The organism is Methylobacterium sp. WL6, assembly GCF_008040095.1.
In the GTDB taxonomy this organism is placed as follows: domain Bacteria; phylum Pseudomonadota; class Alphaproteobacteria; order Rhizobiales; family Beijerinckiaceae; genus Methylobacterium.
Map to the genome: position 1 here is coordinate 1 of NZ_VRVH01000162.1, position 10,006 is coordinate 10,006.

Annotated in this window: 7 protein-coding genes; 4 read left to right on the forward strand and 3 right to left on the reverse strand. The window is 72.4% G+C overall.

The genetic code is table 11. The features are described from left to right. Nucleotides 1-52 precede the first annotated feature (52 nt). The gene (locus tag FV230_RS18505; protein ID WP_147843446.1) at nt 53-2,185 is read left to right on the forward strand and encodes an HWE histidine kinase domain-containing protein; all 2,133 of its coding nucleotides are present in this window, start codon (nt 53-55) and stop codon (nt 2,183-2,185) included. 337 nt (nt 2,186-2,522) lie between these two features. Here FV230_RS18505 and FV230_RS31260 read toward each other — a convergent pair whose 3' ends face one another. Both FV230_RS31260 and FV230_RS18515 read right to left on the reverse strand, forming a co-directional pair. Beyond that, nucleotides 2,523-5,789, reverse strand: coding sequence for an autotransporter domain-containing protein (locus FV230_RS31260; RefSeq protein WP_147843442.1), 3,267 nt, complete (start codon nt 5,787-5,789; stop codon nt 2,523-2,525). 194 nt (nt 5,790-5,983) lie between these two features. Beyond that, complete coding sequence (locus tag FV230_RS18515) at nt 5,984-6,964, reverse strand: hypothetical protein (RefSeq protein ID WP_147729042.1); 981 nt, start codon at nt 6,962-6,964, stop codon at nt 5,984-5,986. A gap of 250 nt (nt 6,965-7,214) precedes the next feature. Between FV230_RS18515 and thiE the strand changes: the two genes are divergently transcribed. The 3 genes from thiE to FV230_RS18530 all read left to right on the forward strand — a co-directional run bounded on the left by thiE (nt 7,215) and on the right by FV230_RS18530 (nt 9,499). After that, on the forward strand, nt 7,215-7,940 hold the full coding sequence (thiE, locus tag FV230_RS18520) for a thiamine phosphate synthase (RefSeq protein ID WP_147843443.1): 726 nt from the start codon (nt 7,215-7,217) through the stop codon (nt 7,938-7,940). Beyond that, on the forward strand, nt 7,937-8,749 hold the full coding sequence (thiD, locus tag FV230_RS18525) for a bifunctional hydroxymethylpyrimidine kinase/phosphomethylpyrimidine kinase (protein WP_147843444.1): 813 nt from the start codon (nt 7,937-7,939) through the stop codon (nt 8,747-8,749). The genes thiE and thiD overlap by 4 nt, the downstream gene beginning before the upstream one ends. Before the next feature lie 126 nt (nt 8,750-8,875). Beyond that, entirely contained in the window at nt 8,876-9,499 is a 624-nt protein-coding gene (locus tag FV230_RS18530) for an XRE family transcriptional regulator (RefSeq protein ID WP_147729642.1), read from the forward strand. A gap of 13 nt (nt 9,500-9,512) precedes the next feature. Here the strand turns inward: FV230_RS18530 and FV230_RS18535 are convergent. Next, on the reverse strand, nt 9,513-10,006 hold a 494-nt coding region (locus FV230_RS18535; protein ID WP_147843445.1), incomplete at its 5' end, for an ABC-type transport auxiliary lipoprotein family protein.

Below are 10,006 nucleotides of genomic sequence, written 5' to 3' on the forward strand. Positions count from 1 at the left end.
GCCCGCCGCCCGCGGCCGCCGCGGCCCGCGTCCGAGCTGGCTCCGCCGTCGCATCGAGCGGCTCGAGCGGAACGGCGCCTCGACGCAGGTCTACCTCGTCGCGCTGGTGATCGCGCTGATCGGGCCGGGCCTGATCTTCACCGCGATCCTGCTCGCCCGCTACGCCTCCGTCGAGCGTGCGCGCTTCGAGCAGGATGCCCGCGAGAACGTGCGCGGCATCGCCCTGTCGATCGATCGCGACACCGCCGGCCTGGTCTCGGTGCTGCAGACCCTCGCCACCTCGCCGCGCCTGAAGGATGGCGAGTTCGAGGCCTTCGACGCGCAGGCCCGTCTCGTCCGCGAGGCGATCGACCTCGACATCATGCTGCGCCGTCCCGACGGGCAGCAGATCGTCAACACCGGGATCAAGCGCGGCGGCATGCTGCCGATCACCGTGCTGCCGTTCGACAAGGAGATCGCCTCGGGCACCCAGCGGGCGATGGTGACCGGCTACCTTCCCGGGCCGATGCCGGGCGATGCCACCTACGGTGTCGCCGTGCCGGTGATGGTCGGCCCGAACGTCGCCTACATCCTCAGTTTCAGCGCGCCCGTGAGCCGCCTGCAGGCGATCCTCGCCCGCGAGGTCGTCGAGGGCTGGACCACCGGCATCTCCGACCGGCAGGCGCTGGTCCTCGCCCGCCTGCCCGACCCGGGCGCGATCGTCGGACGCCCGCGCCTCGCCAGCCTCCGGCAGATCCAGACCGAGACGCCCGGCGTCTGGCAGGGCAAGGACCGGCAGCACCGCCCGGTCGTCGTGGTGGAGGCGCGCTCGCGCCTCACCGGGTGGACGGTCGGCACCAGCATCCCGCAAACCCTCGTCGACGCGCGGCTGCGCCGCTGGGTCTGGGCCTTCGGCGGGTTCGGCCTTCTCGTCCTGGCGACGTCGTCGGCGCTCGCGGTCGTGCTGTGGTCGCGGGTGTCGCGTCCGCTGCGCCAGCTCGCAGCCTCCGGCCCGGCCCTGTCGCGCGGCGAGGCGATCCCGCGCATCGCCTCGCCGGTGCACGAGATCCGCCGCCTCGGCGACGTGCTCACCGACGCCTCGCTCCGGTTGAAGACCCGCGAGGGCGAGCGCGACCGCGCGCTGGCCGACACCCGCCGCGGGCTCTCGGCGCTGCGGGAGAGCGAGGCGCGCTTCCGCCACATGGCCGATTCCGCGCCGGCGCTGATCTGGATGACGGACGAGGCCGCGACGGTCAGCTTCGTCAACATGCATTTCGAGCACATCTTCGGAATGCCGGCGACGGCGCTGGCCAACGAGGGCTGGCACAAGATCGTCCATCCCGACGACCTCGCCGGCTTCTCGGCCACCTTCACCGACGCCTTCGACGCGCGGAAGCCCTTCCGCACCGAGGTCCGGGTGATCGACCGCGACGGGGCGGTTCGCTGGCTCCGCTGCGAGGGCGTGCCGCGCCTCGACGACGGCGGCACCTTCCTCGGCTACACCGGCTGCAACGTCGACATCACCGATGCGAAGTCCGCCGAGGAGCACCTGCTGCTCCTGATCCACGAGCTGAACCACCGGGTGAAGAACACGCTGGCCACCGTCCAGTCGATCGCCAACCAGTCCCTGCGCAGCCTCGACGGGGCCGAGGCCGATGCGGCCCGCGGCGCCTTCGAGGCGCGGCTCCTGGCGCTCGCCCGCGTCCACGACGTGCTCACCCGCGAGAGCTGGGAGGGGGCCGAGATCGCCACGGTCGTCGCCGACGCGATCCGCCCGCTCGATTCCCCGGAGGTCTCGCGCTTCCGCGTCTCCGGGCCGCCGTTGCGGCTGCCGCCGCGGATCGCGCTGTCGATCGCCATGGCGCTGCACGAGCTCGGCACCAACGCGGTCAAGTACGGTGCGCTCTCGCGCGAAGGCGGCCGCATCGACATCGCCTGGACGCTCCGGCGCGACGACGAGGTCAGCCTCACCCTGCGATGGGTCGAGAGCGGCGGCCCGCCGGTGGCGAAGCCGACGCGCACCGGTTTCGGCTCGCGGCTGATCGAGCGCAGCCTCGCCCGCGAGCTCGCCGGCGAGGTCAATCTCGCCTTCGATCCTGCAGGCGTCGTCTGCACGATCGTGGCGCCGGTTCCGCCGCCCGGCCTGCTCGAGCGCAAGGGCGGCACCGACGTGCCCCGGATCGCGCCGCTGCCGCGATTCGGCTGATGGGGCGGGTGTTTCGGGATGGCCAGACGCAGACTCCACTGAGGAGCCAACCGGCGATCCGCGGATAGCACGCACCGGAAGTCAAATGGGTAGGCGTCCCCCTATCCCAACCAACGCCCTCATCCTGAGGTGCTGCCTCGGCAGCCTCGAAGGAGCCCTCCTGCGATCGCGCGCCTGGTCAGCGGGCTCCTTCGAGGCTACCGGTTCTCGGAAGCGCTGAGGATCGAGATGAGGGGTTGGATCGGCGCGCAGGGACAACGCGCACGACGCGAAACCGCCGCGACCCGAGGGTCGCGGCGGTGGGAATTTGGCCCGATCGTGATGGGTCCGAAACAGCTCAGAACCGGTAGGTGAAGTTTCCCTTGACGGCGTGGTCCTCGGCGCGGGACCCGACCTGGCCGGTGTAGGCGATGCCCAGGGTGGCGGCGGCCGAGACCCGCAGGTCGAGGCCGGCTTCCGCCACGAGGGCGTCGCGGTCGATCGGGATGCCCGCGGTGAGGAAGGCCGGGCCGGTGGCGCCGAAGGCCAGCAGCGCCGTCGGCACCACGTCGCCGAAGGCCCGGCGGTAGCCGAGCAGGCCGTGGGCCGAGACCGGCGCGCCGAGGCCGAGATCGAAGCTCGTCTGCGCCCGTACGCCGGCGGTGGCCGCCCCGAGGTCGTAGTCGCGGGCGAACCCGGTCAGCGCGGCGATCCCGCCGGTTTCGGTGAAGCGGTCGCGGCCGATCGCGACGACGGCGCCCCCGACGAAGGGCTCGATGTAGGAGAGCGTCGTCACCGGGACCGGGGCGGCGTCCTCGCCGACGGGCGGCGCGGCGCCGCCCAGGAAGAGCTTGTAGCCGATCTCGCCGAAGCCCTGGATCGTCGAGCCGCCGGTGCGGGCGCTCGGCGTGTCGGCGAAGCCGGCGAACGCCACCGTCCGGGTCAGGCGCGCCGCGTTGTCGGCGTAGACCGCGCCCAGCCGCAGCGAGACCGGGCCGCGCTCGTAGCCGCCGTAGAGACCGCCGAAGCCGCTCTCGATCGAGCCCGATTGCAGGCGCCCGGCCGTGTCGAGGCTGGTCGCGGTGTAGCCGCCGGCCACGCCGAGGCGGAAGCCGCTCTCGACGCGGACATCGGCGCCGAGCACGAAGCCCGAGGTCTGGCGCGACAGGCTCGCCGCGTTGCCGTCGCCGCGGGCCTGCCCGAAGCTGCCGAAGCCCTGGCCCCAGAGCCCGAACACCCGCGGGTCGAGGGTGCGGACGGCCACCGGCACCGGCGCGGCGCGGCGACCGGGCAGGTCGGCGGCGTAGGCGGCCGGCAGGCGTCCGTAATCGGCGCTCTCCGCGAAGCCGGGGGTGGCGCCCCAGCGCATCCGATCCAGGATCGCCTCGCGGACGAAGAACGCGGTCTCGAACTCGGCCGAGATCGCGCTGGCATGGATGTCCCCGGTCAGCGCACGGAAGGCTCCGACCGCCTCGGGCGTCGTCAGCCCGATGGTGCGGTCGTAGGCGCCGGTGCCGGGGCCCCCGGCCTGGATCGCGTTGGCGACCGCGCCCTGGTTGCGGGTCAGCGCGATCGTCGCGAACGCGATGTCGTTGCGGGTCAGCGTGAGGTCGACCTCGTTGGCCTGGTAGCGCAGCGTCGGGGTGAGGAAGGCGAAGTTCGCGGTCACGCCCGCGAACTGCCCGGCTACGCCGCCGCCGGCGGTGAGGATCGCGTACTGCGTGCGCGGATCGTAGGTGCCGGGCGCCGCGAGCACCTGCACGGTGCCGCCGGCGAGCGTCGCCGTGCCGGCGACCGCGAGCCGGTCGGACTGGCCGGCGGCGTTGGCCTCGACCTGAAACACCGAGCCCGCCGCGAACGCGGCGTTGCCCGCGACGGTGAGCGTGCCGATGGAGTTGCCCGGCGCCACCGTGCCGCCCGAAAGCGCGCTGATGCCGCCGACCGTGCCGGTGCCGCCGAGCAGGCCGCCGTCGTTGACCGTGGCGAGGCCGGCAATCGTGCCGTTGGCGTAGAGCGCGCCGCCGTTGCCGACCGCGACGTTCGTCGCCAGCGCGTCGGCGGCATCCATCCGCAGGGTGCCGGCGACGTTCCCGAAGTAGCCTGCGGCCGAGTACAGGTCGAGACGGCTCCAGTAGCTCAGCGCCGTGCCATAGAAGGCGGCGAGCGCGTTGGTCTCGGTGTTGACGAGGATCTGGTTGATCGTGCCGGTCTGCAGGTTGCCGTAGAGGCCGCCGTTCGGCGCGATCGTCCTGGCGGCGGTCGTGCTGCCGCCGTAGAGCGGCGCCAGCAGGATCGAGGCGTCGGGGCCGTTGACGGGCGCCGTCTCGCGCGGCGCCTGGGCGAAGGTGAGGGTCGGCAGGCCGTAGGTCAGGCGGGCCTGGTACAGCGCCTGGTTGGCGGCGGAGGGCACGTACGGGTTGCTCGCGGTGTTGGCGGCACTCGCCGCGCAGGCCGCGACCGTGTTCCCGCACTGCGCCGCCTCGTAGGCCTGCAGCTCCGCCGCGGCCCGGGTGAACAGGCCCGGCATGTTGATCGCCGTGCCCGTCGTCGCGGCGTTGTTGATGTAGGCCGGGTTGGTGAAGGTCTGGGCGAGGTCGTAGGCCGAGAAGGAGCGCGAGGCGATGATGTCGAGCGGATAATGCACGCCGAGCACGATGCGGTCGTTGGCGTAGTCCGAGGCGCGCAGCAGCATGTTCTGGTACTGCTGCGGCACCAGCATCGCGAGCAGGTAGCCGTCGGTATAGGCGTACTGGGTGTGCCCGCTCGGGAAGGACGGGTTGGTGGCGATGCCGTTCAGCGCCGTCGGGTCGAACACGTTGTAGCGGCTCGCGGCGACCTGGATCGGCCGCGAGGAGCCGTAGATGTCCTGGCCCGCTTGCGTGTTGCGGACGCCGTAGGCGAGGTCGAGGACGCTGTCGAAGCGGTTAGGCAGCGTGCCGGTCGTCCCGGCCGCCCCGGCGGGCGAGCCGGCGGGGATCGTGTAGGGACCGGTGGGCAGGGTGTAGCCGGCCGGCGCCACCGCCGGGATCGGCGGCGCGTTGCCGGATGGCGCGGTGCTCGGGTTGTTCGCTGCCCCGTTCGCGAAGTAGCTCTTCGCCACGCCGAGGTTGGCGCTGAGCACCGTGTAGGCCTGATTAAGGAGGTTGAAGGTGTTGGTGAGCGGCCCGCTCGTCGCGGTGCTCGCCCGGACGCCGGTCTGGTAGATCGCGCCGAGCTGCGGCCCGAGCCCGCCCACGGGCTGGTAGGGGTTGAGGCCGCCCGGGCTCTGCGCCGCCTGCAGCGGCAGCCCGCCCGCGAGATTGTCGCCCGGCCCGAGATTGACCCGCGTCCCGTCGAGGAGGGTAATCGTCGTCGCGAAGGCGGCGCTTCCGGGCAGCGCCTTGTCGCTGATCGCCCGCTGCTGGTCGGCGACCGAGGCGCCCTGGTTCTGGGCGATAGCCTGCGAGAGGTTGAGCTGCAGCGTCTGCTGCCCAACCGCCGTTCCGTTCAGCGAGAGGAACGGCGCGAGCAGGTTCAGCACGTTGACGTTGGCCGGCGTCGTGTTCGCGGTCTGCGCCTGGACGGCTGCCGGCCCATAGGCCGCGACGACCACCGCGGCGATCGAGACACCCTGCTTGAAGTCCATGATTCGTCCCCTCGTGCCGATCTTCGGCGTTCGGAGAGCAGAACTAGCGAAGTCTACGTCGGAGTCTTCGTCATAATCCAGTCATAATATTGAGAAGTACGCGTGGTTGCTGAAAAGCAACAAGTACTATCCTGTGCTGGCTAAATACCTCGGCCCGGAACACAGCGTCTCGAGGATGACTTTGCCGGCTCGCATCACTGCGACCGGCGCGACGGCGTCAGGCGCAGGCCGGGGGCGGGGCGCTCGAGCAGGACCTCACGGCGAAAGCGGACCAGGCGCGCCGGCCGCCCGGCGGTGCCGCTGGTGACGCCCTCGGTCTCCTCCACCAGCCCCTGCTGCGCCACCAGCCGGCGGAAGTTCTGCTTGTGGAGCTGCGTTCCCGACAGGGCCTCGACGGTGCGCTGAAGCTGGAGCAGCGTGAAGTGCGGCGGCATCAGCTCGAACACCACCGGGCGATACTTGATCTTGCCGCGCAGGCGCCCGATCGCGGTGGCGAGCACCCGGCGATGGTCGAACGCCATCGGCACTCCCGTCGGGTCGCCGGGGCGCGCGGGCCCGGCATTGCCGGCGGCTTCCGGGATCAGCCCCGCCTCGAACAGCAGCTCGTAGCGTTCCAGCACGCGCTCCTCGTTCCAGGTCGCGCCGTTGAGGCCGAAGGTGAGGCCGAGGCGGTCCGCGCGCGAGCGCCGGAGCTTAGCATCGGTCGGCGCGCCGGCCCAGGCCAGCAGCTCGGCCTCGATCGCATCGAGCTCGGGCGGCCGGCCCTTCCGGAAATCCTCGTAGGGCAGGTAGCGGTACCAGTTGCGCCAGGCCGCCTCGGCCAGGCCCGCCGGGCGCTCCTCGCGCACGAGGGCGAGGTAGGCCACCGACAGGGTGTGGACGCCCGCCCTGGCGTCGGCCTGCCGGTCGCGGTCGCCGAAGGTGTAAAGCTGCTCGACGTAGCCCAGGCGCTGGTGGGTCTGGCGCTCGACCCAGGCGCGCAGGCCGCGCTCCAGGGTGGCATGCTCCGACACGAGCGGCCCGGCCGGCAGCCCGTCGCCGCGTCCCGCGGCCTGGTCGGCCACCTGGACGGTCAGCGCGCGCGGCTCGCCCTCGGTGGCGGCGATGATCGCCGCGGCGAGCCCCACGGAGGAGGGGCTGGGCACCGTCCCGGCCGCGCGCAAGTCCGCCGACATCGTCTTTCCCGTCGCCCTGTCCATCGCATGACCCGCCGCCCAAGGCCGAGCGGTCGTCGATGGAGCGGCCGCGCATCGACCTGTCGTTGCTTAAGCCGCAAACGGCCGCAATCCGTCAACGCGGCGCCGACATTCCGGCGGGGATGGCGCCCTCTTGCCTCCGAGGCCGAAAGCGCTTGCTAAGCGGCTCTGCGGTGGCCAGACAGGGCCGAACGCGCCGGGACGACAGCCGGTCGTGAGGAGGCGGGCGATGCAGGCGGGCGGCAGCCTCGGAAACGCGACGACCGGCCGCGCGTCCGGTCCGACGGTCGACCTGCGCCTCTACGGTCTCCTCGACGTCGGCGTCTGCGGCGACGACGGGCCTCGCCTCGCCGACATGGCGGCGGCGGCGGTCGCCGGGGGCTGCACCCTGTTCCAGTATCGCGAGAAGGACATCGCCGACGCCCGCGCCGCGCTCGCCCGCATCCGCGCGATCCATGCGGCCCTCGCCGGCCGCGCGCCGCTGCTGGTCAACGACCGGGTCGACCTCGCGCTGGCCGCGGGTTGCGAGGGCGTGCATCTCGGCCAGTCGGATCTGCACCCGGCCGATGCCCGCCGGCTGCTCGGCGACCGGGCGATCGTCGGGTTGACGCTGAAGACCGGCGCGCAGGCCGACGAGCTCTATCGGCTGCCGGTGGATTACGCCTGCATCGGCGGCGTCTTCGCCACGACCAGCAAGGACAACCCGGATCCGCCGGTCGGCCTCGACGGATTCGCGCGGATCGCGTTCCGCGCCAGGCTCGCCCGCGGCACCGCGGTGCCGGTCGGCGCGATCGCCGGCATCGACGTGAGCAACGCCGCCGCGGTGATCGCCGCCGGCGCTGACGGGATCGCGGTGATCTCGGCCCTGTTCGGGGCGGAGACGATCGAGGGCCGGGCGCGCGACCTGCGGGCGCGGGTCGACGCGGCGCTGGCCGAACGAGGAGCTGCCCGATGACGCCGATCGCGCTGACCATCGCAGGATCGGATTCGGGCGGCGGCGCCGGGATCCAGGCCGATCTCAAAACCTTCTCGGCGCTCGGCGTCTACGGCGCCAGCGCGATCACGGCGCTGACCGCGCAGAACACGCGCGGCGTCCAGGGCATCCACGACGTGCCCGCCGACTTCGTCGCCGCGCAGATCGACAGCGTCTTCTCCGACCTCGCCGTGACGGCGGTGAAGATCGGGATGCTGTCGCAGCCGGCGGTGATCGAGGCCGTGGCTGCGGCGCTCGAGCGCCACGCCATCCCGCGGCGCATCCCGGTGGTGCTCGATCCGGTGATGGTCGCCACCAGCGGCGACCGGTTGATCTCGGACGACGCGGTGATGCTGCTCCGCAGCCGCCTGATGCCGCTCGCCGACCTGATCACCCCGAACCTGCCCGAGGCGGCGAGCCTTCTCGACGAGGCACCGGCCGCCGACGAGAACGGCGCGGCCGCGCAGGCCAGGCGCCTCGTCGCGGCGGGCGCCCACGGCGTGCTGATCAAGGGCGGCCATGCCGCGGGCGACGAGAGCGTCGACCATCTACTGACCTCGGAGGGGCTGGTGCGGCGCCTCTCGGGCGCACGCCACCCGACGCGCAACACCCACGGCACCGGCTGCACCCTGTCGGCCGCCGTCGCCGCCGGCCTCGCGAAGCGCCTCGGCCTCGAGGCGGCGGTCCGGGCCGCCAAGGCCTACGTCGCCGCCGCGATCGCCTCCGCCGACGACCTCGCGATCGGCGAGGGGCATGGGCCGGTCCACCACTTCTTCGCGATCTGGGCCTGAACGCCGAGCCGGCACGCTGCCGCATCCGCGCCGGTCGCCTTGCATCCGCGGGGGGATTGCGTTTGTAGTAGCGCACGTTCGTTCCGATAAACGGAACGCGATGGCGGAATGCGGATGGCTTCGGCGATGCAGGAACAGGCGGAACGGCCGGGTCGGGGCCGGGACATGCTGAGCGGAGCGGCCGTGCTGTCGGGACAGCTCGGCAAGACGATCCAGCGCCTGCGCAAGGCCTACAACCTCTCGCTGTCGGAGCTCGCCGAGCAATCCGGCGTCGCCAAGTCGATCATCAGCCAGATCGAGCGCAACGAGACCAACCCGACGCTGGCGACGATCTGGCGCCTGTCGCAGGCGCTCGACGTCTCGATCGAACGGGTGCTGGCGGCCAACGACGAGGAGCCCTTCATCGAGAAGTCCTCGCGCGCCGACACGCCGATCCTCGTCTCCGAGGACGGCAAGGTGCGGCTGGCGATCATCGGCTGGGTCAAGACCATCGAGTGGCTGCAATGGTACGAGGTCTCGGCCGACCCGGGCGGGGTGCTCGATTCCGATCCGCACCAGCGCGGCTCGGTCGAATCGCTCTCGGTCTCGGAGGGCTGCTTCGAGGTCGACATCGGCGGCGTCGTTCAGCGCGCGCGGGCCGGCGAGACCCTGCGCTACCGCTGCGACCGCCAGCACGTCGTCCGCTGCACCGGCGACGTGCCGGGCCGCGCGACGATGGTGGTGATCATGAAGGCGGCGGTGATGGAGTGAGCGGCCCAGGCGCTCAGCGCCCGCCGTTCACCCAGCGCACCAGGTCCGCGAGCACGGTGCCGAGCGCCTGGTCGAGCGCCCGCGCCCCGTTGCCGGCATCGACCGCGGTGACGGGCACGCGCGCCGTGAAGATCCGGGCCGCGACCACCTTGCCGGTGCCGTCGGCGACCAGCTTGGCCGAGATGTCCACCACCGCCTCGCCGGTGCCGGCCGCGATGTCGAAGGCGCGGATCTCGGAGATGAGCTGGTAGTCGGCCACGACCTTGTCGCCGGGGCGCGAGACCGAGCGCAGGCGGCCGGCATTCTCCAGGCTCTGGATGATCCGGGTCTGGATCAGGCGCGGCAGGCGATCGGCCCATTGGCCGCCGCCGAGGAACGAGAGCGAGCCGCCGGCCTCGCGCACGATGATCCGATCGGCCTCGAACGGCTGGATGCCCACCGGCTCCGCGACCACGATCGCGCGCGCGCTCGCGGCCGGGCGGCCGGCGGCCGGCAGCGCCATGAGGT

Bases quoted from the DNA above. Each gene is read 5' to 3' on its own strand.
- FV230_RS18515 (WP_147729042.1), bottom strand. From the start codon at position 6,964: ATGTCGGCGGACTTGCGCGCGGCCGGGACGGTGCCCAGCCCCTCCTCC.
- FV230_RS18530 (WP_147729642.1), top strand. From the start codon at position 8,876: ATGCAGGAACAGGCGGAACGGCCGGGTCGGGGCCGGGACATGCTGAGC.
- FV230_RS31260 (WP_147843442.1), bottom strand. From the start codon at position 5,789: ATGGACTTCAAGCAGGGTGTCTCGATCGCCGCGGTGGTCGTCGCGGCC.
- thiE (WP_147843443.1), top strand. From the start codon at position 7,215: ATGCAGGCGGGCGGCAGCCTCGGAAACGCGACGACCGGCCGCGCGTCC.
- thiD (WP_147843444.1), top strand. From the start codon at position 7,937: ATGACGCCGATCGCGCTGACCATCGCAGGATCGGATTCGGGCGGCGGC.